19 protein-coding genes are annotated in these 22795 nt (G+C 57.5%); 10 read left to right on the top strand and 9 right to left on the bottom strand.

The genetic code is table 11. The features are described 5' to 3' along the window. Window positions 1-7 precede the first annotated feature (7 nt). The 6 genes from cyoD to hmpA form a co-directional block, all read right to left on the bottom strand. Entirely contained in the window at window positions 8-334 is a 327-nt protein-coding gene (gene cyoD / locus N7D90_RS04280; RefSeq protein WP_261741024.1) for a cytochrome o ubiquinol oxidase subunit IV, read from the bottom strand. After that, on the bottom strand, window positions 334-957 hold the full coding sequence (locus tag N7D90_RS04275) for a cytochrome o ubiquinol oxidase subunit III (RefSeq protein ID WP_037031938.1): 624 nt from the start codon (window positions 955-957) through the stop codon (window positions 334-336). The genes cyoD and N7D90_RS04275 overlap by 1 nt, the downstream gene beginning before the upstream one ends. A 3-nt stretch (window positions 958-960) precedes the next feature. Beyond that, on the bottom strand, window positions 961-2985 hold the full coding sequence (gene cyoB / locus N7D90_RS04270; RefSeq protein ID WP_261741023.1) for a cytochrome o ubiquinol oxidase subunit I: 2025 nt from the start codon (window positions 2983-2985) through the stop codon (window positions 961-963). 3 nt (window positions 2986-2988) lie between these two features. Continuing rightward, the gene (cyoA, locus tag N7D90_RS04265) at window positions 2989-3927 is read right to left on the bottom strand and encodes a ubiquinol oxidase subunit II (protein ID WP_261742375.1); all 939 of its coding nucleotides are present in this window, start codon (window positions 3925-3927) and stop codon (window positions 2989-2991) included. Between the two features lie 809 nt (window positions 3928-4736). Then, a complete protein-coding gene (locus N7D90_RS04260; protein WP_261741022.1) occupies window positions 4737-5246 on the bottom strand; it encodes a disulfide bond formation protein B in 510 nt (169 codons plus the stop codon). A gap of 238 nt (window positions 5247-5484) precedes the next feature. After that, the gene (gene hmpA / locus N7D90_RS04255; protein ID WP_261741021.1) at window positions 5485-6657 is read right to left on the bottom strand and encodes an NO-inducible flavohemoprotein; all 1173 of its coding nucleotides are present in this window, start codon (window positions 6655-6657) and stop codon (window positions 5485-5487) included. Between the two features lie 154 nt (window positions 6658-6811). On the opposite strand from hmpA, the gene norR reads away from it, so the two are divergent. From norR to N7D90_RS04240, 3 genes are all read left to right on the top strand, one after another. Continuing rightward, complete coding sequence (gene norR, locus N7D90_RS04250; protein ID WP_261741020.1) at window positions 6812-8356, top strand: nitric oxide reductase transcriptional regulator NorR; 1545 nt, start codon at window positions 6812-6814, stop codon at window positions 8354-8356. 165 nt (window positions 8357-8521) lie between these two features. Further along, window positions 8522-9421 (top strand): chemotaxis protein, encoded by a 900-nt coding sequence (locus N7D90_RS04245; protein ID WP_261741019.1) that lies wholly within the window; start codon window positions 8522-8524, stop codon window positions 9419-9421. Window positions 9422-9426: 5 nt separating this feature from the next. Then, entirely contained in the window at window positions 9427-9900 is a 474-nt protein-coding gene (locus N7D90_RS04240; protein ID WP_261741018.1) for a GNAT family N-acetyltransferase, read from the top strand. Between the two features lies 1 nt (window position 9901). Here N7D90_RS04240 and N7D90_RS04235 read toward each other — a convergent pair whose 3' ends face one another. Then, on the bottom strand, window positions 9902-10147 hold the full coding sequence (locus N7D90_RS04235) for a hypothetical protein (RefSeq protein ID WP_261741017.1): 246 nt from the start codon (window positions 10145-10147) through the stop codon (window positions 9902-9904). Window positions 10148-10536: 389 nt separating this feature from the next. Here N7D90_RS04235 and N7D90_RS04230 point away from each other — a divergent pair, with 389 nt between their 5' ends. The 7 genes from N7D90_RS04230 (at window position 10537) to N7D90_RS04200 (ending at window position 20468) form a co-directional block, all read left to right on the top strand. Next, window positions 10537-11682 carry an efflux RND transporter periplasmic adaptor subunit gene (locus N7D90_RS04230; RefSeq protein WP_261741016.1) on the top strand — a complete coding sequence of 382 codons (1146 nt, stop codon included), beginning with the start codon at window positions 10537-10539 and terminating at the stop codon, window positions 11680-11682. Beyond that, window positions 11679-14774, top strand: coding sequence for a multidrug efflux RND transporter permease subunit (locus tag N7D90_RS04225; RefSeq protein ID WP_261741015.1), 3096 nt, complete (start codon window positions 11679-11681; stop codon window positions 14772-14774). Before N7D90_RS04230 ends, N7D90_RS04225 begins: the two co-directional genes overlap by 4 nt. Before the next feature lie 8 nt (window positions 14775-14782). Next, window positions 14783-15460: a heavy metal response regulator transcription factor gene (locus tag N7D90_RS04220; RefSeq protein ID WP_261741014.1), complete on the top strand. Its 678-nt coding sequence runs from the start codon at window positions 14783-14785 to the stop codon at window positions 15458-15460. A 13-nt stretch (window positions 15461-15473) separates the two neighbouring features. Continuing rightward, the gene (locus N7D90_RS04215) at window positions 15474-16832 is read left to right on the top strand and encodes a heavy metal sensor histidine kinase (RefSeq protein ID WP_261742374.1); all 1359 of its coding nucleotides are present in this window, start codon (window positions 15474-15476) and stop codon (window positions 16830-16832) included. 292 nt (window positions 16833-17124) lie between these two features. Then, window positions 17125-17349, top strand: a complete 225-nt coding sequence (locus N7D90_RS04210) for a hypothetical protein (RefSeq protein ID WP_261741013.1) — start codon at window positions 17125-17127, stop codon at window positions 17347-17349. Window positions 17350-17540: 191 nt separating this feature from the next. Then, window positions 17541-18860 carry an OprD family porin gene (locus N7D90_RS04205; protein ID WP_261741012.1) on the top strand — a complete coding sequence of 440 codons (1320 nt, stop codon included), beginning with the start codon at window positions 17541-17543 and terminating at the stop codon, window positions 18858-18860. A 132-nt stretch (window positions 18861-18992) separates the two neighbouring features. Further along, complete coding sequence (locus N7D90_RS04200; protein WP_261741011.1) at window positions 18993-20468, top strand: GGDEF domain-containing protein; 1476 nt, start codon at window positions 18993-18995, stop codon at window positions 20466-20468. Between the two features lie 50 nt (window positions 20469-20518). On the opposite strand, the gene lpxC is transcribed toward N7D90_RS04200, so the two are convergent. Beyond that, window positions 20519-21430, bottom strand: a complete 912-nt coding sequence (gene lpxC, locus N7D90_RS04195; protein WP_019823785.1) for a UDP-3-O-acyl-N-acetylglucosamine deacetylase — start codon at window positions 21428-21430, stop codon at window positions 20519-20521. Window positions 21431-21542: 112 nt separating this feature from the next. Then, a complete protein-coding gene (ftsZ, locus tag N7D90_RS04190) occupies window positions 21543-22757 on the bottom strand; it encodes a cell division protein FtsZ (RefSeq protein ID WP_261741010.1) in 1215 nt (404 codons plus the stop codon). Window positions 22758-22795 lie beyond the last annotated feature (38 nt).

The following is a 22795-nucleotide window of genomic DNA, read 5'->3' as shown; positions in this document are numbered from 1 at the left end:
TCTTACCTCACTTCGCCATCATTTCAGTGTGGATGCTGAACATGATCCACAGGGACAAGCCCACCAACAGCACAATAACCAGGGCTGCGAATATCAGCGCCGTGACGTTGTTGCGTTGTGCAGGCGAGCGGTCCAGGTGCAGGAAGTACACCAGGTGAACAACCACTTGCACCACGGCGAACAACAACACGATCGCCAGGGTGGTGAATTTGGGCAGCGATGGGTACATCACCAGCCCGAACGGAATAACGGTCAGGATCACCGACAGGATGAAGCCGATCGCGTAGGACTTCACGCTGCCGTGGTTGGCGCCGTCGGAATGTGCGTTAGCCATTACAAAGTCCCCATCAGGTAAACAACGGTGAATACGCAGATCCACACCACGTCCAGGAAGTGCCAGAACAGGCTCAGGCAGCTCAGACGGGTCTTGTTGGTCGAAGTCAGGCCGTTTTTCTGCACCTGATACATCATGATCGCCATCCAGATCAGACCGCTGGTCACGTGCAGACCGTGGGTACCGACCAAGGTGAAGAACCCGGACAGGAAGCCCGAACGGCTAGGGCCGTAGCCTTCGGAGATCAACAGGTGGAACTCGTTGATTTCCATGGCGATGAAGCCTGCACCGAGCAGGAACGTCATGCCCAGCCAGAACAGCACCTGCTGCTTTTTACCCTTGAACAACGCCAGCATGGCGAAGCCGTAGGTGATCGAACTGAACAGCAACAGGGCAGTTTCACCCAGTACGTATGGCAGTTCGAAGATGTCGTGGCCCGACGGGCCACCCGCTACGTTGTTAACCAGAACTGCATATACCGCGAAGATCGACGCGAACAAAATGCAGTCGGTCATCAGGTAGAGCCAGAAACCAAAAATGGTTGTCTCGCCCGCGTCGTGGTGTTCCTCGTGCTCATGGTCGTGACCATGAGCGTGTCCAGCAGTGGTCGCTAAGTTCGACATGGTTTAAGCCTGTTCCAACTTGGTTTCAACACGGGAAGCCGGGATTGCTTTTGCGGCTACCAGACGCTTGTGCTGCTCAGCCTCGATACGCTCGATGGTCTCAACCGGCACCATGTAGCCTTGGTCATCACGGGCAGCGTGGGCAACGAAGACCACGACAGTGCCAACCAGACCAACGATGGCCAGCCACCAGATATGCCAGATCATTGCGAAACCGAACACGGTCAGCAAAGCACCCATGTACACACCGGTAGCGGTGTTGTTAGGCATGTGAATCGGCGAGTACTTGGCCGGGGCCTGGTACGCAGTACCGTTTTCCTTGGCTTCGGTGAACGCGTCGATGGTGTCGACTTTTGGCACTACAGCGAAGTTGTAGAACGGAGGTGGCGACGAAGTCGACCATTCCAGGGTGTGGCCATTCCACGGATCGCCATGCTCGCAGGCGTTCTCTGGCAGCTTGCGGTCACGAATACTGACGTACAGCTGGATCAGTTGGCAGGCGATACCGATAGCGATCAGTGCCGCGCCGAACAGAGCAACGTACAGGTAAGGCACCCACTCAGGGTTGGTGCTGGCGTTCAGACGACGGGTCATGCCCATGAAGCCCAGCGCGTAGAGCGGCATGAAGGCAACGAAGAAGCCGACGCACCAGAACCAGAACGCTGCCTTGCCCCACTTCTCGTTCAGTTTGAAGCCGAACGCTTTAGGGAAGTAGAAGCTGAAGCCTGCGATGTAACCGAATACCGCGCCGCCGATGATCACGTTATGGAAGTGAGCAATTACGAACAGGCTGTTGTGCAGTACGAAGTCAGCACCCGGGATGGCCAGCAGTACGCCGGTCATGCCGCCAATGGCGAAAGTCACCATAAAGCCCAGGGTCCACAGAACCTGGCTGGTGAAGCGCAGACGGCCCTGGTAGATGGTGAACAGCCAGTTGAATAGCTTGACCCCCGTCGGGATCGAAATCAGCATCGTCGCCAGACCGAAGAAGGCGTTGACGCTTGCACCCGAACCCATGGTGAAGAAGTGGTGCAGCCAAACCATGAAGCCCAGCACCGAGATCGCGCCGGAGGCGTAGACCATCGAGTGGTGACCGAACAGACGCTTGCCGGTGAACGTGGAGATAACTTCGGAGAAGATACCGAACGCCGGCAGAATGAGGATGTATACCTCAGGGTGACCCCACGCCCAGAACAGGTTGACGTACATCATTGGATTGCCACCAAGTTCATTGGTGAAAATGTGGAAATCCATGTAACGGTCAAGTGTCAGCAGTGCCAGGGTAGCGGTCAGGATCGGGAACGAAGCCACGATCAGAACGTTTGCCCAGGTGCAGGTCCAGGTGAAGATCGGCATGTCCATCAGTTTCATGCCAGGAGCACGCATCTTCAGGACCGTCGCCAGGAAGTTAACCCCGGTTAACGTCGTACCTAGCCCCGATAGCTGGAGCGCCCAGATGTAGTAATCCATCCCCACGCCCGGGCTGTACTGCAGGCCCGACAGCGGCGGATAGGCAACCCAGCCGGTCTTGGCGAACTCGCCGACGCCCAGCGACAGGTTAACCAGCACAACGCCGGATACCAGCAGCCAGAAGCTCAGGGAGTTCAGGAACGGGTAAGCCACGTCACGGGCGCCGATCTGCAGCGGCACTGCAAGGTTCATCAGGCCGGTGAAGAATGGCATCGCCATGAAGATGATCATGATCACACCGTGAGCGGTGAAGATCTGGTCATAGTGTTCAGGTGGCAGGTAGCCAGGCGAACCCTCGGTGGCCATGGCCAACTGGGTACGCATCATGACGGCGTCGGCAAAGCCGCGCAGCAGCATGACCATGGCGACGATGATGTACATCACGCCGATTTTCTTGTGGTCGACTGACGTTAGCCATTCGGTCCACAGGTAAGTCCACTTCTTGAAGTAGGTGATTGCCGCAAACAGCGCCAGACCACCGAGCGCGATCATGGCAATGGTGACCATGACAATCGGCTCGTGGAACGGGACCGCTTCCCAACTTAATTTACCAAACATCGTTTACTCCTCTGCCCCGGCAGCTGAATGCGAACTCATGTCCACCACATCGGTCCCGGCAACTTCTTTCTTCTCGTGCTTCACCGGCTTGCCTGGCTTCATACCTTCGTACTTGTCGACGATTTTCTGAAACAGGTTCGGTGTGTACGCGGAGAACAGTTCAACGGGGTTGTTCTGGCTTGCTTTGGACAAAGCAGCGTATTCAGCTTCATCAAGCTGTTTAGGTGACGCTTTGACTTCACTTACCCAGGCATCAAAGTCAGCCTGAGATGTCGAGATCGCTTTGAATTTCATGCCAGTGAAACCAGCACCGCTGTAGTTGGCAGAGATGCCTTCCATTTCAGCGTTGCGGTTGGCAATCAGGTGCAGCTTGGTCTGCATACCGGCCATGGCGTAGATCTGACCGCCCAGGCCCGGAATGAAGAACGAGTTCATGACCGTGTCAGAGGTGATACGGAAATTGACCGGGGTGTTAGCCGGGAACACGATCTTGTTGACGGTGGCGATACCCTGTTCCGGGTAGATGAACAGCCACTTCCAATCCATTGCCACCACTTCGATGGTAATCGGCTTGACGTCAGATTCGAGCGGACGATACGGGTCCAGCGCGTGGGTCGACTTGTAGGTGATCACGCCCAGGGCGATGATGATCAGAATTGGCACAGTCCAGATCACAACTTCGATCTTGGTGGAGTGAGACCACTTTGGTGTATAGGTAGCGCTGGTGTTCGACGCGCGATATTTCCACGCGAAGACGAGGGTCATAATGATGACCGGCACCACGACCAGAAGCATCAGCAGTGTTGCAGTGATGATCAGATTCCGCTCTTCGATCCCGACCTGCCCCACCGGATCGAGCAATGTCATATTGCAACCTCCCAGCAGCAACGTGCCGAAAAGTGGCAATAAGCCAAGGAGTCTGGGGTACCTTTTTTTAGTCATCTCACGACCTCTAAAACAGCTTGCACAATGCAGTTGGTTTTTTTCGCCAACACTTCGCCCTGCCAAGGGTTGGCTCTTTTCCGGAATTGAATAAAAGCCTGCTCTATCACCATCAGGCGAACGGGCAAATTCCGGGTTAGCAGTGATTTCTTATTCGATACGTGGTCAATGGCCTTGTTACAGACCAATTCCATTTGGTGCGGAACTTAGAAGGGTTGCCAGTACCTGGGAGTCGCATGGGACGCCTGTCATGAACCGCCCAGTCGCCCTTCAACTTCCCGCTTGGGCTCAGGGATGAGCAGGCTGGACGTTCAGTGCGGGCGATTGTAGATAGGTAGCTCTCTATAAACCATGTCTCATCCAGAAATAATTCTTCTCGGCTGTGGTAACAATCCCTACCTATTATTACCCGCTGCGCTTGGACACACCTCTAATCCCGTGCTGTAGCACACCATTAGCCCTGCATTTCAATGCCCCTTTTTAGCGCATCAATGGCCACCCCCTACCCCGCTTGAACGCCCAAATAAAAAGGGCTACAGCCGATTTTCATTGAGTCTCGAATCGCGCTTTTCAAGCCCTGCATCCGTTTTAAAATGCCTTGCCGGAGTTACATAAAGTCATACGTTTGAAAGACCGCTTGTCAGACCAAAACAGGCCCTGCGGCATTTTCTCCGTGACAATATGTCGCAGTGCCGCACACCCTTTTTCGGCGTCGAATGACATGCCCTTTACATTTGCGCGCAGACAAAAAAACGCCCCGCTTCTCCAGAGGAGGAACGAGGCTGTTCATGCAGGATTTAACCCTTGGCTCAGCTTGATTTGCTGCGGTTGCGGTAAATACCCAGCGGCACCAGCACGGCAGTCATCACAAACGCCGCCAGCGCCCACTGCGCCAGCGAAAGGCCCAGTACGGGCGGGTACGGGGTTGAACAAAACCCGTCGACCTGAAACCCCAAAGGGAAGATGGCAGCCAGCGGCAAGCCGTCGACAATCGGCTGCAACGCATCAAGACCGCAGCTCACCGCAGGGTTAGCCAGAATGTAGACATGGCGCCCGGCAGCGACGATTCCACCAATGGCGCTCAGTACCACCAGCACTTCAAGCACCGTAAGACTGCGCCTGGTGGGCATCGCCGCACCAATAAAGGCGAAAATCGCGATCAGCAGCAGGGCATAGCGTTGCAGAATACACAACGGGCAAGGCGCCTCGCCGAGCACGATCTGCATATAGAGCGCACCGCCAATCAGTGCCAGGCAGATCAGCCCAAGCAGGACCAGGAAACGCTTCTCCCGGCCCAATTGCATCATGTCTTCCGTCATCCCGCGTCCCTTTGCCTGATTGTCTGTAAACGCGCAGTTTACACCCAGACCCTCGGCTTGGATGTATCTGAACATTACAGGGAAAGTGTCGCAGGGGGATTAATGGGGGATTAAGGCCCAGCTTTTGTAGCCGCTGCCGCAGGCTGCGATGGGTTGCGCAGCGATCCAGCTTTGCAAGATCCTGCGGCCCTTATCGCAGCCTGCGGCAGCGGCTACAGCTTTTAACCTGTATTGGCGGTTATTTCAGCTCGGCAGCCGGGCCGAAGAACTCATAGCGGCTTTGCTTTTCAGGCACGCCCAGCGCTTTCAGATGACGCTTGACCGCTCCCATAAAGCCTTTTGGACCCAGGAAGTAAGCATCCAGATCACGCTCCTGTGGCAACCACTGGGCCAGCACTTCTTCAGTCAGCAGTCCTACATGATCTACAGACTCGTCCTGCTCGTCGTAGCAGTAAAAACGCTGCAATTGCGGATGCTGTTCGGCCAAATCATCGACCCAAGTGCGGAACGCGTGTACATCGGCATTGCGCGCGCAGTGGATAAAGTGAATCGGACGCTGGGTGGCCAGTGCGGCTTCGAGCATGGTCAGGGTTGGTGTAATGCCTACACCACCACTGATCAGCACCAGCGGCTTTTGGCTGTCAGTCAGGGTGAACTCGCCCGCTGGCGGGAACAGCTCCAGCGTGTCACCCACGCTCAGGCGGTCATGCAGGAAGTTCGAGACCACCCCGCCGCTTTCGCGCTTGACGCTGATGCGGTAGCGACCGACCTGGGCCAGCGCCGACAATGAATAGTTACGACGCACCTCTTCGCCATCGATGATCAGCTTCAGGCCAATGTATTGGCCGGGGGTAAAATCGAGGATCGGCTGCTGGTCAGTCGGGCTGAAGTAAAACGAGGTGATCTCTGCGCTTTCCTGGATTTTGGCCGCCAGTTTGAACTCGCGCCCGCCACGCCAGCCGCCGGGTGCAGCAGCTTTTTCATCGTAGATGGCAGCTTCGGCACCGATCAGGATATCGGCCAGCTGGTTGTAGGCCGCGCCCCAGGCGCTCAGCACTTGCGGGGTGGCAATGTCGCTGCCCAGAACTTCCTCAATTGCCCGCAATAAGCAGCTGCCGACAATAGGGTAATGCTCCGGAAGGATTTGCAGTGCAACATGTTTGTTGATGATTTTGGCCACCAGATCGCCCAACTGATCGAGCTGGTCGATGTGCCGCGCATACATCAGTACACCGTTGGCCAGCGCCCGCGGCTGGTCGCCACTGGCCTGGTTGGCCTGATTGAACAGCGAGCGCACCTGCGGGTACTCCGACAGCATCATGCGATAGAAATGAGTGATCAGCCCCTCTCCGCCGCTCTCCAGCAGTGGCACGGTGGATTTAACGATGGCACGATCTTGAGCAGTAAGCATAAGGGTGACTCCTGAGCACGTAGGCTTTAGCAATTACCCTTTACTTATCAGTTTTCGTGCCAACAATTAAATCCTTTAAAATCAATACCTTAATACATATATAGTCATTTTGACTCACACTGCTTTATAGTCATACAGACTACACGAGGTCAAAATGACTGCAAAACTGCTGCTTACCACTCTATTGCCGCTTGTGGCTGACCTGTCCCGCGACCTGCCCGAAAGCGAACGCTATCGACGCTTGCTGCAAGCCCTGCGTGCCCTGCTCCCATGCGACGCCGCGGCTCTGTTGCGGCTGGACGGCGAATGGCTGGTGCCACTGGCGGTCGATGGTTTAAGCCTCGATACATTGGGGCGGCGCTTCAAGGTCAGTGAGCACCCGCGCTTCGAAGCGCTGCTCGCCAGCCCCGGTCCAACACGCTTCCCCAGCAATTGCGAACTGCCCGACCCGTATGACGGGCTGGTCGACGGGCTGGCTGAGCACCTCGAAGTACACGACTGCATGGGCTGCCCGCTGTTTGTCGAGGAGCGCCCCTGGGGGCTGCTGACCCTCGACGCACTGGACCCAAAACGTTTTGAGCCGATCGAACTGGACGACCTGCAAGCCTTTGCCAGCTTGGCCGCTGCCACGGTCAATGTTGCCCAGCGCATCGAGCGCCTGGCGTTGCGGGTAGAGGATGAGCAGCGCAAAGCCGAACTCTATCGACAGGCCAATGGTTCACCCAACAAGGAGCTGATCGGCCAGAGCAAGGTCCACAAACACCTGCTTGAAGAAATTGCCCTAGTGGGCGGCAGTGATCTGACGGTCCTGATCACCGGCGAAACCGGTGTCGGCAAGGAGTTGGTAGCCCAGGCCATTCACGCGGCCTCGCCACGGGCGGATAAACCACTGATTAGCCTTAACTGCGCCGCCTTGCCCGACACGCTGGTTGAAAGCGAGCTGTTCGGCCATGTGCGCGGCGCCTTTACCGGGGCAATGAATGACCGGCGCGGAAAGTTTGAACTGGCCAATGGCGGCACCCTGTTTTTGGATGAAGTGGGGGAGCTGTCGCTAACCGTACAGGCCAAATTGCTGCGGGTACTGCAAAGCGGGCAGTTGCAGCGTTTGGGCTCGGATCAGGAGCATCAGGTCGACGTGCGGCTGATCGCGGCAACCAACCGCGACCTGGCCGAGGAAGTTCGCAGCGGTCGCTATCGCGCCGACTTTTATCATCGCTTGAGCGTTTACCCGCTCAAGGTGCCCGCCTTACGTGAACGCGGGCGCGATGTGCTGCTGTTGAGCGGTTTTTTTCTGGAACAAAACCGTTCGCGTATGGGCCTAGGCAGCCTGCGCTTGAGCCCTGATGCGCAAGCCGCGCTGGTGCAGTATTCATGGCCTGGCAATGTGCGCGAACTGGAGCACTTGATTGGTCGCAGCGCCCTGAAAGCCCTGGGTAATTGCAGCACACGGCCGCGTATTTTGACCCTTACGGCAGCGGATCTGGATTTGCCGACGACCAGCGCAAGCGCCGCGCTGATTGAACCCGAAAGCGTGCCGGATGCCGTCGGCGACTTGCGCCTGGCTACCGAGAACTACCAGCGCCAGCTGATTAGCGCCTGCCTTGAACGTCATCAGCACAACTGGGCCAGCGCGGCGCGAGAGCTGGGGCTGGACCGGGCAAACCTGGGCAGGATGGCCAAGCGCCTGGGCTTGAAATAACCAGACTCCTGTAGCCGCTGGCGAGGTACGAGGCTGCGATGTGGGTCGCAGGCCCACCGCTTGGGGCCAATGCGCTGCCCATCGCAGCCTCGTACCTCGTCAGCGGCTACAGGAAAATGTATTCATGTCGATAACCCTGTATCGCTCCCACAACAGAAGGTTTTTATGTCATCGAACAATGCCCGCGCAGATTCACTTTCGCTTCTGCTGTTCACTCTGCGCAGCGGCAAGTTGTTGGCGATCAACCTGCTCAAGGTCAGTGAGATCATTCCCTGCCCACCCCTGACCAAAATGCCCGAGTCGCACCCCAATGTGAAAGGCATCGCGGTGTTACGCGGCACAGCGCTGTCGGTGATTGACCTGAGCCGCGCCATCGGTGAGCAACCGCTGCTCGACCCTGACGGCGGCTGCCTGATCGTGACTGATGTCAGCCGCTCAAAGCAGGGGTTGCATGTGCAGGCGGTGAGCAAAATCGTGCACTGCCTGAGCACCGACATTCGCCCGCCACCCTACGGCTCCGGTAAACGCTCGTACATAACCGGCGTCACTCAGGTCGACGGCGTGCTGGTGCAGGTATTGGACATCGAAAAAGTGATCCACGGTATCGCCCCGACAAGAGTGGAAAAAGCCAGCGAGAGCCTCAGCAAGGAAGAGTCAAAACTGCTGGCCAACGCGCGAATACTGGTGGTTGATGACAGTCAGGTGGCACTGCAACAGTCGGTAATTACCCTGCGCAACCTGGGCCTGCATTGCCACACAGCGCGCAGTGCCAAGGAGGCCATCGAACGCCTGCTGGAACTGCAAGGCACACCGGATCAAATCAACGTGCTGGTATCGGACATCGAAATGTCCGAGATGGACGGCTACGCCTTTACCCGTACCGTGCGCGAAACTCCGGACTTTGCCCACCTGTACGTGCTCCTGCACACCTCGTTGAACAGCTCGATGAACAGCGAAAAGGCACGCTTGGCAGGGGCCAATGCGGTGCTGACCAAGTTCTCTTCACCCGAGCTGACACAGTGCCTGATCCTGGCTGCGCGCACGGTTGCCGAGCAAGGTTATTGAGCGACATGAGCGAGTACTGCCTGCTGCTGCGCAAAGACCTGACAGGCCCGCCGGCAACAGCTCACTGGCCTGCAGATGTAAGCCTGGTGGCCCTCGACGAGAATCTGATGCAACCGGTGCATGCCTTGCTCAGCCAGGGCTACAGCGATGGCAGTGGCAATATTGATTCGTTCGAGAAGTGGCACCACAGCCTGCTGCACGACGCCGAATATGACCCGCAGTTATGCTTGATCGCAATGCGTTCAGGGGTAGTGGTGGGGGTTGCGCAAGGCTGGACCAGCGCTTATCTAAAAGATTTGGTGGTGCATGCCGGACATCAAGGGCAAGGCATTGGCCAGGCGCTGCTGGCGCGGATGTTTGCGGTCTACGCACAACGCGGTGAGCCCTGCGTTGACCTGAAGGTCATGGAGGACAACACCAAGGCCCGCCGTTTATACGAACGGGCCGGGATGGTTCAGGTGAAGCGCATCGAGCTCTGAATCAGCGCTTGCCCATGGTTTTACGTGTGCCGTGTGGCGGTGCGCCAGGGGTTGTGTCGTGGCCGCCGAGACCGCTTTTCTGGTAGTACGCCTTGCCTTGGGACTTGGCCTTGGCAAACTCGGAAGGTTTGAAAGGGAACGTGAACGCAGGAATTACCGGTTTTTTCGGGGCCTCCAGCTCGGTTGTATTTTCAACCAGGTCAGTGCCCACGGCATCAGGAGCCGTCGATTGGGTAGGGGTAGTCATGAAAGCTCCGAAATACGGTAAAAATTCAGGCCAAGTGGCGCAATGCCGCGCAGTATACCTGCGCGCCCCCTGTGCGTTGCACTCACTGGTCGTAAAAATCATCAAGATCTCGATGTTGCGCTGTCAATCAATGGCGTAGCAGCTGACGAAGGAACGAGGCTGCGTTCGATTGCGAAGCGATCGTGGAACCTGAGCCCACGGTTTGGCTGATATACCGCGAGTTCAGGTTTTACGACGACTTCGTCGCCGAACGCAGCCTCGTTCCTTCGGCAGCTGCTACGAATTTCCAAACTGTCAGTAATGTCAGTTAGCCGTCACTGTACTGACCGGGTCCACGCGCTATAACTCTTTAATAAGCCCCCAATCCACGTATACGGCGTCTATCCAGCATGCCCACCCCAACCAGAAAAATCTTGCTGGGCACGTTAGTGATTGCCCTGATCGGTGGCGGCATCTGGTGGCTCAATCGCCCCGCAGCCAATAAGTCCACAGGTAGCGCAGCGGTGCCGGTGCGAGTTGTCCAAGTGCTGCAGCAAGATGTGCCGAGCTATACCCACGGAATTGGCGCGGTGTTGTCGTTGCACAGTGTGATGATCCGCCCGCAAATCGACGGCATCCTCACCGAGATACGGGTCAACGAAGGCCAGACGGTCAAGACTGGCGATCTACTGGCGACCCTGGATGACCGCTCGATCAAGGCCAGCCTCGATCTGGCCAAGGCCCAACTGGGACAGAATCAGGCGCAACTGCAAGTCGCATTGATCGACCTCAAACGCTACCAGTTATTAAGCGTGGACAACGGCGTGTCCAGGCAAACACTCGATCAGCAACAAGCCTTGGTCAATCAACTCAAGGCCTCGGCACAGGGCAATCAGGCGACGATTGCAGCGGCGCAGGTGCAGTTGTCGTATACGCAGATCCACTCGCCGGTCACCGGGCGCGTGGGCATTCGCACTGTAGATGCGGGTAATTTCCTGCGAGTCAGCGATACCCAGGGACTGTTTTCCGTTACCCAGATCGACCCCATCGCGGTGGAGTTCTCCCTCCCCCAACAACAATTGCCTATGCTGCACGACTTGCTCGCAGCCAAGGATCCGGCCCGGGTCAAAGCCTTTATCGGCAACGCTGACAGCAGCGGCACGCAACTGGGCGAAGGTCGTTTGAGCCTGATTGATAATCAGGTCTCGGCAACCACCGGCACGATCAAGGTCAAGGCCCAGTTCGACAACCCCAAACAAACGCTGTGGCCCGGCCAACTGGTCAATGTCGAGATCCAGACCGGACTGGTACAGAACGCGCTAGTGGTGCCGCCGCAGGTGGTGCAACGCGGGCTGGACAACTATTTCGTGTACCGGGTCAGCGGTGACACAGTAGAAACAGTCCCCGTGCAGCTTGTTTTCCAGGACACCGAGCTGAGCATCATCACTGGCGTCAGCCCCGGCGACACGCTGGTCAGCGATGGTCAATCGCGACTCAAACCGGGCTCTCGGGTTGAAGTGCTAAGTGAGCCGACCGCCGTTCAGGTGCAGCCATGACCCAAAGCCGCTCGCTGTCGGCCTGGTGTGTCGATCACCCGGTCGCCACCGTATTGCTGACCTTCGCCCTGGTACTGGTGGGGCTGATTGCTTTTCCGCGACTGCCCATCGCGCCCTTGCCCGAGGCTGAATTCCCGACCATTCAGGTATCAGCCCAACTGCCCGGCGCCAGCCCGGACACCATGGCGTCATCGGTAGCCACGCCGCTGGAGGTGCAATTCAGCGCCATCCCCGGCATGACCCAAATGACCTCCAGCAGCGCACTGGGCTCGACCAGTCTGACCCTGCAATTCACCCTGAACAAAAGCATCGACACCGCCGCCCAGGAAGTGCAGGCCGCGATCAACACCGCGTCCGGCAAATTACCCAAGGACATGCCGACCCTGCCGACCTGGAAGAAGGTCAACCCGGCCGACAGCCCGGTGTTGATCCTGAGCATCAGTTCCTTGCAGATGCCCGGCACCGAACTCAGCGATTACGTCGAAACCCTGCTGGCCCGGCAGATCAGCCAGATCGACGGTGTAGGCCTGATCAACATCACCGGCCAGCAGCGCCCGGCAATCCGGGTCCAGGCCTCGGCCGACAAGCTGGCCGCCATCGGACTGACCCTGGCCGACATTCGCCTGGCAATCCAGCAAACCAGTCTCAACCTTGCCAAGGGCGCGCTGTACGGCCCATCGAGCATTTCCACACTGTCAACCAACGACCAGCTGTTTGACGCGGATGAATACGGCCAATTGATCGTCTCTTACAAGGACGGCGCCCCCGTGCAATTGCGCGATGTGGCGCGAGTGGTCAACGGGGCCGAGAATGATTATGTACAAGCCTGGTCCGGGCATCAGCCAGGACTGAACCTGGTGATTTCGCGTCAGCCGGGGGCCAATATCGTTGAGACCGTGGACCGCATTCAGGCCGCCCTGCCCGGCTTGCAAGCCATGCTCCCGGCGTCAGTTGAAGTGACCGTACTCAGTGACCGGACCAAAACCATCCGCGCCTCCCTGCATGAAGTGGAAATCACCCTGCTGATTGCCGTACTGCTGGTGGTTGCAGTGATGGCGCTGTTTTTGCGTCAGTGGTCAGCCACCCTGATTGTGTCAGCGGTGCTCGGCGTGTCACTGATCGCCAGCTTTGCCTTGATGTATGTACTGGGGTTCAGCCTCAACAACCTGACACTGGTGGCGATTGTGGTGGCCGTGGGGTTTGTGGTCGACGATGCGATTGTGGTGGTGGAGAACATTCACCGTCACCTCGAAGCGGGCGAGAGCATGCGCGACGCAGCGATCAAAGGCTCCAGCGAGATCGGCTTTACCGTGGTATCCATCAGTTTCTCGCTGGTGGCGGCATTTATTCCGTTGCTGTTTATGGGGGGCGTGGTCGGACGACTGTTCAAGGAATTCGCCCTGACCGCGACCTCAACCATCATGATTTCAGTGGTCGTGTCGCTGACCCTCGCCCCGACGCTGGCCGCGCTTTTTATGCGTTCCCCGGTGCACAAGCCCGACGCCAAACCGGGCTTTGGCGAGCGCTTGCTGGCCTGGTACGAAAAGGGCTTGAAACGGGCCCTGGCGCACCAGCGGTTAATGCTGGGGATTTTCGGCGTGACGCTGGCCATGGCCATCGCCGGCTATGTACTGATCCCCAAAGGTTTCTTCCCGGTTCAAGACACCGGCTTTGTACTCGGAACCAGTGAAGCGGCGTCCGACATTTCATTTCCGGACATGATGCAAAAACATCTAGCCTTGGCCAACATCATCGGTAACGACCCGGCCGTGCAGGCGTTTTCACACTCAGTGGGCGTGACCGGCAGCAACCAGACCATCGCCAACGGCCGCTTCTGGATTGCCCTCAAGGACCGCGGGGAGCGCAATGTATCGGCCAGCGAGTTTATCGACCGCATTCGCCCGCAACTGGCCAAGGTGCCGGGGATTGTGCTGTATCTGCGCGCAGGTCAGGACATCAACCTCAGCTCGGGGCCAAGCCGCAGCCAATATCAATATGTACTCAAGAGCAACGATGGGCCGACGCTCACCACCTGGACCCAACGCCTGACTGAAAAACTGCGCGCCAACCCGGCCTTTCGCGACTTGTCCAACGACCTGCAACTGGGCGGCAGCATCACCCATATCAGCATCGATCGGAACGCCGCAGCTCGCTTCGGCCTCACCGCCACCGATGTCGATGAGGCGCTGTACGACGCTTTTGGTCAGCGTCAGGTCAATGAGTTCCAGACCGAGACCAACCAGTACAACGTGATCCTGGAAGTTGACGCGCAGCAGCGCGGCAAGGCCGAGAGCCTGAATTACTTCTACCTGCGCTCCCCGCTGACCGGGGAAATGGTGCCGCTGTCGGCCGTGGCCAAGGTCGATGCCCCCACCAGCGGGCCGCTTTCAATCAGCCATGACGGCATGTTCCCGGCCGCCAATCTGTCGTTCAACCTCGCCCCCGGCGTGGCCTTGGGCGATGCGGTGCTAATGCTCAACCAGGCGAAAAACCAAATCGGCATGCCGAGCACCATCAGCGGCAACTTCCAGGGTGCCGCCCAGGCATTCCAGAGTTCGCTGGCTAGCCAGCCTTGGTTGATTCTTGCGGCGCTGGTGGCGGTGTACATCATTTTGGGGGTGCTGTACGAAAGCTTCGTGCATCCGTTGACGATCATTTCGACCCTGCCTTCGGCCGGGCTCGGGGCGCTGCTGATGTTGTGGATCTGCGGCCAGGACTTTTCAATCATGGCGCTGATCGGGCTGGTATTGCTGATCGGTATCGTCAAGAAAAACGGCATCCTGATGATCGACTTTGCCCTGGATGCCCAGCGCAATCGCGGCCTGAGCCCCGAAGATGCGATCTATCAAGCCTGCATCACGCGGTTCCGGCCGATCATCATGACCACCCTCGCCGCCTTGCTCGGCGCCCTGCCGCTGATGCTCGGCTACGGCACCGGCGCCGAACTGCGCCAGCCGCTGGGGATTGCCGTGGTTGGCGGGTTGCTGGTGAGCCAAGCGCTGACGCTGTTTACCACGCCAGTCATATACTTGTGGCTTGAACGGTTATTCCATCGTTCCAAACCCGTCAGTGTGCTGACGACGAATCACTGAGGCGGGTTATGCGCGTTCTGATTATTGAAGATGAAGAAAAAACCGCCGATTACTTGCACCGCGGTTTGACCGAGCAAGGTTACACAGTGGATGTGGCCCGAGACGGCATCGAAGGCCTGCACCTGGCCATGGAGAGCGATTACGCAGTGATCGTGCTCGATGTGATGCTGCCGGGTCTCGACGGCTTTGGCGTGTTGCGTGCATTACGGGCGCGCAAGCAAACCCCGGTGATCATGCTTACCGCCCGCGAGCGGGTCGAAGATCGGGTCCGCGGTTTGCGCGAAGGCGCAGACGATTACCTGGGCAAGCCATTTTCGTTTCTGGAGCTGGTTGCCCGCCTGCAAGCCTTGACCCGCCGCAGTGGTGGTGGTCACGAGCCGGTGCAGGTGACTGTCGATGACCTGTGGATAGATTTGATCAGCCGCAAGGCTACACGCGCGGGTACCCGTCTTGACCTGACCGCCAAGGAATTCTCGCTGCTCAGCGTGCTGGCGCGACGTCAGGGCCAGATCCTGTCCAAGACATCGATTGCCGAGATGGTCTGGGACATTAACTTTGACAGTGACGCCAACGTGGTCGAAGTCGCGATCAAGCGCTTGCGGGCCAAGCTCGACGGGCCGTTCGAACACAAGTTGCTGCATACCATCCGCGGCATGGGTTACGTGCTGGAGCGGCGCAGTGTTTAAGCCGCCCACTGCTATGAACTCCATCGCCATGCGCTTGAGTGCGATGTTTGCCCTGGTGGCCCTGCTGGTCTTTGTATTGATCGGCGGAGCGCTCTACCAGCAGGTCGAAAAAAGTATCGGGCGCCTGCCCGAAGCAGAGCTGGATGCGCGTTACAGCGTGCTCGAATCATCAATCAATCGTTACGGCAATCTCGATCACTGGGCCAAGATGAGCGCCAAGCTCAAGCTGCTCAGCGAAGAGGACAAACGCATCCGCTTCTGGACTATCAGTTCTGACCCAACCTATGAATACGGCAACCCCGACGCGGCGGTGCGCGAATTTGCCCAAGGCCCGACCGGGGTAAGAGACTTGCGGCTGCCCGGCCAGGCCTACCCCTTCAAGGTGCTGATCAGCCAGATCCCGGCCAAGGAACAGCGCCCGGCGCTGCGCTTTTTGATTGGCATCGATACTCAGACCTTTCGCCAGACCCAGCACCACTTGCTGATCGCACTGATCAGCCTGGCAACGATTGGCGTACTGCTGGCCTCGCTGCTTGGCTATTGGGTGGCGCGGATCGGCCTAAAACCGTTGGACAAGCTGTCTGAAGAAGCGCAAAAGCTGGCACCGCCGCGCCTGTCCGGGCGCTTGCACCTTGCGCCGCTGGCACCGGAACTGGATCAACTGGTCAGTGCCTTCAACGCCACCCTGGACCGGGTCGAGCAAGCCTATACCCGGCTGGAATCATTCAATGCCGACGTGGCCCATGAACTGCGTTCGCCCCTGACCAACCTGATTGGCCAGACCCAGGTTGCACTGACCCGGGGGCGGTCGGCCGAGCATTACTTTGAAGTATTGCAATCCAACCTCGAAGAACTGGAACGGCTGCGCAGCATCATCAATGACATGCTGTTCCTGGCCAGCGCCGATCAAGGCAGCAAGGCCAGCAAACTGACCCGCGCTTTCCTTGCGGACGAAGTGGCAACGACCCTGGATTATCTGGAATTCATCCTTGAAGATGCGCGGGTTGACGTTCGGGTCAGCGGCGATGCCCAGGTCAACATCGAAAAAGCCCACCTGCGCCGCGCGCTGATCAACTTGCTGAGCAACGCCGTGCAGCACACCGAGGCCGGACAGGTGATCGAGGTGTTGATCGAGCAAACCGCGGGCCGGGTCACGATCAGCATCAGCAACCCTGGCCAGCCGATTGCCGCAGAGCACTTGGCGCGGTTATTCGAGCGTTTCTACCGGGTGGACGCCGCCCGTCACAACAGCGGCGGCAACCACGGGCTGGGGCTGGCCATCGTCAAGGCGATAGCGCAGATGCATGGCGGCGAAGTATTTGTGCGCAGCGGTGGAGGGCGCAATACATTCGGGTTGTATCTACCTATCTGATGCGAAGCTCTGTAGCCGCTGCCGAGGAACGAAGGCTGCGATCGACTGCAGGCAGCCGTAAACCCCAGAACCCCATAGATTTGCGACTGCTGCGCAGCCGATCGCAGCCTCGCTGGCGCTCCTCAGCGGTACATCACAACTCAAGATTATCGTGATCGCTCTAGCTCGCACCTCCAAGCATTTGTTACCTAAAACGCAAAGGTCCTTGTACTCACCTGCTCTTTTTCGCCCCGCCCAATAGCTATATTTTGATCGTACCAAACAGAACTTGCACCGCAAGAAGGTCTTTGAAATGTCCAGCAGTATGGGTATGGCTAGCGTTTTCGTTTTGTCGTCTTTGTTGTTGTCGCCCCTGGCCATGGCGGAAGAATCGCCTGCATTCGTCGCACAAAATGCGGCACGCGCAGCTACTTTTGAACAGCACCAGGCAGAGCTGACAGCACACCAGCAAGACGCCGCCAAGCCTCAACAAACACAGGCTGAAACCAGTATTTCAGATGAAGCAAAAGACAGCTGATTAGACGCCTGCAGACTTCCCGACCCAGTCAGTCGCACGCCACATATGTGACTGACTGTTTCAAAAGCCGCTATCATAGCGGCTTTTTTTTGTTCTAAAAAATGTGCACCGCTGCGCTAACTGTTTTCAAACAGGAACAGATTTTTTAAACAGAATAAAAACTGCCGCCACTTTCAAGGAGCAACATTCTGGTGAAGTACTCACTTAAACTCAGTCCGTTATTCATTGCCCTGGCCGCAACGATTCCCACTTTCGCTCACGCTGAGGACGCAACATCCAAAGACGGTTTTGTTGAAGGTTCCAGCCTCAAAATCAACACCCGCAATTACTACATGAACCACGATATCCGCAGCCCCCGCGCCGATGACAGCAAAGAATGGGGCCAGGGGTTTATCGGCAAGTTTCAGTCCGGGTTCACACAGGGTACGGTCGGCTTCGGTCTGGATGCCTACGCCATGCTCGGGCTCAAGCTCGACGGCGGTGGCGGCACCGATGGCAGCAGTATCTTGCCGGTCAGTGATGGTAACGGTAAAGCGCCAACCAGCTTCTCGTCCGCTGGTGCGGCGCTAAAAATGCGGGCGTTCGACACCGAGCTCAAGGCCGGCGATCTGTTCCTGACCAACCCGGTGATTGCCGGTGGCGAAAGCCGCATGCTGCCGCAGACCTTTCGCGGCGTCAGCCTGACCAATCACAGCTTCGAGGGCTGGATGCTCGAAGGTGGCCAGGTCAGCTTTGACAAACCGTACAACCAGAGCGGCATGCGCCGCCTGACCACTACCTACGGCGACCTCGCCGATCAGAGCAGCAAGCACATCACCTGGGCCGGAGCCTCCTGGAGCGGCGTGCCAGAGATCACCAGCAACCTGTACGCAGCCCAGTTGCAGGACATCTGGAACCAGTACTACTACGACCTGGATTACACCTATGCGCTGACAGAGAGCATCAGCCTCAATCCCGGTCTGCATTTCTACCACACCCAGGACACCGGCAAGGCGCTGCTGGGCGATATCGATAACAACACCTTCAGCCTGCATTTTGCGGTAGCCGTGGACGGGCACAAGGTGACGGCCGTTTACCAGCGGGTCAACGGCAACACGCCCTTTGACTATATCTATCAGGGCGACAGTGTTTACCTCGACAACTCGCAGCAGTATTCGGATTTCAACGGTCCGAACGAGCGCTCCTGGAAACTGCAATACGAGTATGACTTTGCCGGGCTCGGCATCGCCGGCCTGACGGCCAGTGCTTCGTACTCGCGCGGTGAACTGGATCTGACCAAGGCCGACCCCAACAGCATCGGCTACAGCAACTGGTACAACCCCGAAGGCAAGAATGCCCATCACTGGGAACGTGACCTGGGGCTGAAATACGTGATCCAGGAAGGCAAGGCCAAGGATCTGTCGGTGGGCCTGCGCTGGGCGACCAACCGCGGCAACAGCGCTTACCAGAGCGTGGACAACGATGTTGATGAGTACCGGGTGATCGTCGACTATCCTATTGATGTGTTCTAATCTGTGACCATAAGGCCAGCTTGAAAGCTGGCCTTATCTCTACAGGCCGACACCTTATGGCTGGGCACGATTTGTATCTGTGAGGGTAAGGCCATTCAATTTTCCCAGCGTTCACACGTCATCACTCGGCGCATGCTGATCGGGGCCAGCGCCCTCTCGGTGCTTGCAATCCTCAGTATTGTTGGCTATTTGCTGGTCAGGGAGTACCGCAACACCGAAGAAGACGCCGCACGCTCAGCGCTGAATATCGTGCAGCTGATCAGCCGGGATATTCAAAATACGCTGTCGATTTATGACTCCTCCCTCAGCAACCTGATCGACTTGCTGCAAAGCCAGGCACTCTCCTCGCTCGCACCGCAGATTCAACAGTCGCTGCTTTTCGACAAAGCCACCGAGGCACCGTCCAATGCCGGCTTTTTTGTCCTGGATGCTGAAGGAAAACTGATAGCCAGCTCCAAGCCGGCCGGGCCCTTGTTAAACAATGCCAGTCAACAGCTCTGGTTCAAGACCCATATCAAGGAGCAGAAGGACGGGCTTTTCATTAGCACCCCCATGCTCGTCAGTGAAAGCCCCAACGAGTGGAACCTGATCCTGAGCCGTCGAATTACCGCCCCGGACGGCAAGTTTGGTGGAGTTGCCGTGGCTCAGATGAAAATCAGCTACTTCCAGGGCCTGTTTCGCGGCCTAGACCTTGGACCTACCGGCAACATCAGCTTGATCAGCACCGACGGCATCCTGCTCATCCGGTATCCGGAGACAGACAAGTTCTATACCGGTCAGGACGTGGGCCAGGCTCCAATTTTTTTGCGCTTCATCAATGAGCGCTATGGCAGCTTTACCGCCATGTCAAAGGTCTTCCAGCTGGAACGCCTTTACAACTTCGCTCAAGTTGGCGATCTACCGTTGGTGGTTGTGGTTGCATTGTCGACCGAACATATCTTCAGCAATTGGCGACACACCGCCTCCCTGATCGGCAGCGCAACCCTGCTGCTGTGCCTGGGCTTGTTATGGCTCACCTGGCTGCTGACTCGCGAACTGCGCCTGCGCCAGCACGCCGAACACGAACTCGCCGCACTGGCTTCTACCGATCCGCTGACCGGGTTGGCCAATCGGCGCATGCTGGATAAAACCCTGGATCTGGAATGGCGCCGCGCCCAGCGCGCGGGCACGCCACTGTCACTGATCATGATTGATATCGACCATTTCAAGGCTTTCAATGACAGTTACGGCCATCAGGCCGGGGATGAAGCCCTGCGCCAGGTAGCGCAAGCCATAAAGGTTAATGTACGCCGCCCCGCCGATCTGGCAGCGCGCTATGGAGGGGAAGAGTTCGCGGTGGTGCTGGTAGATACCGACGCGGCAGGCACTCGCCTGCTGGCCGAAAAGATTCGTTTGGCGGTCGAGCAGATGGAACCCGCCCACCAGGCGAACACGCTCACTGTCAGCCTGGGCGCGTGCACCCGCTACGCCAAGCCCGGTGATGATCAGCAGGAGCTGCTCAACACTGCCGACAAAGCCCTCTATCAAGCCAAGAAGCGTGGGCGAAATCGCGTGATGGATATCAACGAAACCGGGCTCAACGCACCGAAACCAACAAATCCTCTATAAAAAAAGGCCACCCGAGGGTGGCCTTCAAAAACTAGAGAAGGAAGTTTTACTTAAACTGCCGCGACCGGACGCATGTACGAGATCGGTGCTGTGCTGGCATCTTCAAAGGTCACGACTTCCCACGCATCGGTCTGCTCAAGCAGCTTACGAATCAGCTGGTTGTTCAGTGCATGGCCAGACTTGAAGCCCTTGAACTCACCAATCAGGCTATTGCCCAACAGGTAGAGGTCGCCAATAGCGTCGAGGATCTTGTGCTTCACGAATTCGTCTTCATAGCGAAGGCCGTCTTCGTTCAGTACACCATCCGCGTCGACCACGATGGCGTTTTCAACGCTACCGCCGAGTGCGAGGTTGTGCTTGCGCAGGTACTCGATATCACTCATGAAACCAAAGGTACGCGCGCGGCTGACTTCTTTTACAAACGAAGTGCTCGAGAAATCCACGGTTGCGCTTTGGGTGCGATTACGGAAAACCGGGTGATCGAAATCGATCTCGAAGCTCACCTTGAACCCTTCGAAAGGGACGAAAGTGGCGCGCTTGTCGCCATCTTCCACTGTCACTTCACGCAGGATACGGATGAACTTCTTCGGCGCGTCCTGTTCTTCCAGGCCGGCAGATTGAATCAGAAACACGAAAGGTCCAGCGCTACCGTCCATAATCGGGACTTCAGACGCGGAGAGTTCGACGTAGGCGTTATCGATCCCCAGGCCAGCCATGGCCGAGAGCAGGTGCTCTACCGTGTCTACTTTTACATCGCCGTTGACCAACGTGGTCGACATCGTTGTCTCGCCGACGTTTTCCGCGCGCGCAGGGATCTGCACAACAGGGTCAAGGTCTGCACGACAAAACACGATGCCGGTATCCACAGGCGCTGGCTTGAGGGTCAGGTAGACCTTCTCACCAGAGTGCAGGCCGACACCTGTGGCACGGATAATATTTTTCAGGGTGCGTTGTTTAATCATGGCATTGGCCGCTTCAGCGCAAATTGCGAACTGGTATCAACAAAGGCTGGCGATAATAGCAGACCGAGCCTTTGCTGAACACCAATCACCTTAATCGCCCTGATTGATTTCATTAATCAGCCTGTCGACGCAGGAAAGCCGGGATATCCAGGTAATCCAGATCGTCTTGAGGATTGAGCTTGGCAGCGGTTGTCGCGCCTTGCTGGGCCTGGTTACGCATCACAGTCGGGCGGTCCAGGTCACGGTAGTTGACCATCGGTTGCTCCTGACGCTCGGTACGGGCTTCCTGGCGAACCGGGGCGCTGTGTGCCGAAGAAGCTGCGTACGAAGTTTGAACACCGTTGTCGACAACCTTGACCGGCTTCTCGATTTTTGCGCCCAGACCGGTGGCAACCACGGTTACATGCAGTTCGTCGCGCATGTCCGGATCGATAACCGTACCGACTTTGACCATCGCGTGCTCGGAAGCAAAGGCCTCGATGATGCTACCCACGTCGGAGTACTCACCCAGAGACAGGTCAGGACCGGCAGTGATGTTCACCAGGATGCCGCGAGCGCCTTCCAGGTTCACGTCTTCAAGCAACGGGTTGCGGATAGCCGCTTCGGTCGCTTCACGCGCACGGTTCGGACCAGTGGCGCAGCCAGTGCCCATCATCGCCATGCCCATTTCGCTCATCACGGTACGCACGTCAGCAAAGTCGACGTTGATCATGCCCGGACGCTTGATGATATCGGAAATACCGCGAACGGCACCGGCCAGAACGTCATCGGCCTTGGCGAAAGCCGACAGCAGGCTTGCGTCTTTACCCAGGATGGTCAGCAGTTTTTCGTTTGGAATCGTGATCAACGAATCGACGCTTTCGGACAGCAGACGAATACCTTCGTCAGCGATCTGCATGCGCTTGCGACCTTCGAACGGGAACGGACGAGTCACCACCGCAACGGTGAGAATCCCCATTTCCTTGGCCACTTCGGCAATGATCGGCGCAGCACCAGTACCGGTACCACCGCCCATGCCCGTGGTGATGAACACCATGTTGGTGCCCTGCAACACCTCGGCAATGCGCTCACGGTCTTCCAGAGCGGCCTGACGACCAACCTCAGGATTTGCGCCGGCACCCAGGCCCTTGGTCACGCTGGTGCCCAATTGCAGGATGGTACGTGCGCCAATGCTTTTCAGCGCTTGCGCGTCGGTGTTGGCGCAGATGAATTCCACGCCTTCAATGTTGCTCTTAACCATATGGTTAACAGCATTGCCACCGCCACCACCAACACCGATAACCTTAATTACCGGGCTCTGCGGGATGTTATCTACGAGTTCAAACATGGTCCCTCTCCTTTCAGTTCTCTAGTTTTTTTCGCCTA

The organism is Pseudomonas fragi (genome assembly GCF_025426255.1).
GTDB lineage: Bacteria > Pseudomonadota > Gammaproteobacteria > Pseudomonadales > Pseudomonadaceae > Aquipseudomonas > Aquipseudomonas kulmbachensis.
This window is presented reverse-complemented; position numbering and strand designations above follow the sequence as displayed.

What these genes read in the sequence shown, in the direction of transcription:
- cyoD (WP_261741024.1), bottom strand. Translation starts at nt 334, where the DNA reads ATGGCTAACGCACATTCCGACGGCGCCAACCACGGCAGCGTGAAGTCC.
- N7D90_RS04275 (WP_037031938.1), bottom strand. Translation starts at nt 957, where the DNA reads ATGTCGAACTTAGCGACCACTGCTGGACACGCTCATGGTCACGACCAT.
- cyoB (WP_261741023.1), bottom strand. Translation starts at nt 2,985, where the DNA reads ATGTTTGGTAAATTAAGTTGGGAAGCGGTCCCGTTCCACGAGCCGATT.
- cyoA (WP_261742375.1), bottom strand. Translation starts at nt 3,927, where the DNA reads ATGACTAAAAAAAGGTACCCCAGACTCCTTGGCTTATTGCCACTTTTC.
- N7D90_RS04260 (WP_261741022.1), bottom strand. Translation starts at nt 5,246, where the DNA reads ATGACGGAAGACATGATGCAATTGGGCCGGGAGAAGCGTTTCCTGGTC.
- hmpA (WP_261741021.1), bottom strand. Translation starts at nt 6,657, where the DNA reads ATGCTTACTGCTCAAGATCGTGCCATCGTTAAATCCACCGTGCCACTG.
- norR (WP_261741020.1), top strand. Translation starts at nt 6,812, where the DNA reads ATGACTGCAAAACTGCTGCTTACCACTCTATTGCCGCTTGTGGCTGAC.
- N7D90_RS04245 (WP_261741019.1), top strand. Translation starts at nt 8,522, where the DNA reads ATGTCATCGAACAATGCCCGCGCAGATTCACTTTCGCTTCTGCTGTTC.
- N7D90_RS04240 (WP_261741018.1), top strand. Translation starts at nt 9,427, where the DNA reads ATGAGCGAGTACTGCCTGCTGCTGCGCAAAGACCTGACAGGCCCGCCG.
- N7D90_RS04235 (WP_261741017.1), bottom strand. Translation starts at nt 10,147, where the DNA reads ATGACTACCCCTACCCAATCGACGGCTCCTGATGCCGTGGGCACTGAC.
- N7D90_RS04230 (WP_261741016.1), top strand. Translation starts at nt 10,537, where the DNA reads ATGCCCACCCCAACCAGAAAAATCTTGCTGGGCACGTTAGTGATTGCC.
- N7D90_RS04225 (WP_261741015.1), top strand. Translation starts at nt 11,679, where the DNA reads ATGACCCAAAGCCGCTCGCTGTCGGCCTGGTGTGTCGATCACCCGGTC.
- N7D90_RS04220 (WP_261741014.1), top strand. Translation starts at nt 14,783, where the DNA reads ATGCGCGTTCTGATTATTGAAGATGAAGAAAAAACCGCCGATTACTTG.
- N7D90_RS04215 (WP_261742374.1), top strand. Translation starts at nt 15,474, where the DNA reads ATGAACTCCATCGCCATGCGCTTGAGTGCGATGTTTGCCCTGGTGGCC.
- N7D90_RS04210 (WP_261741013.1), top strand. Translation starts at nt 17,125, where the DNA reads ATGTCCAGCAGTATGGGTATGGCTAGCGTTTTCGTTTTGTCGTCTTTG.
- N7D90_RS04200 (WP_261741011.1), top strand. Translation starts at nt 18,993, where the DNA reads ATGCTGATCGGGGCCAGCGCCCTCTCGGTGCTTGCAATCCTCAGTATT.
- lpxC (WP_019823785.1), bottom strand. Translation starts at nt 21,430, where the DNA reads ATGATTAAACAACGCACCCTGAAAAATATTATCCGTGCCACAGGTGTC.
- ftsZ (WP_261741010.1), bottom strand. Translation starts at nt 22,757, where the DNA reads ATGTTTGAACTCGTAGATAACATCCCGCAGAGCCCGGTAATTAAGGTT.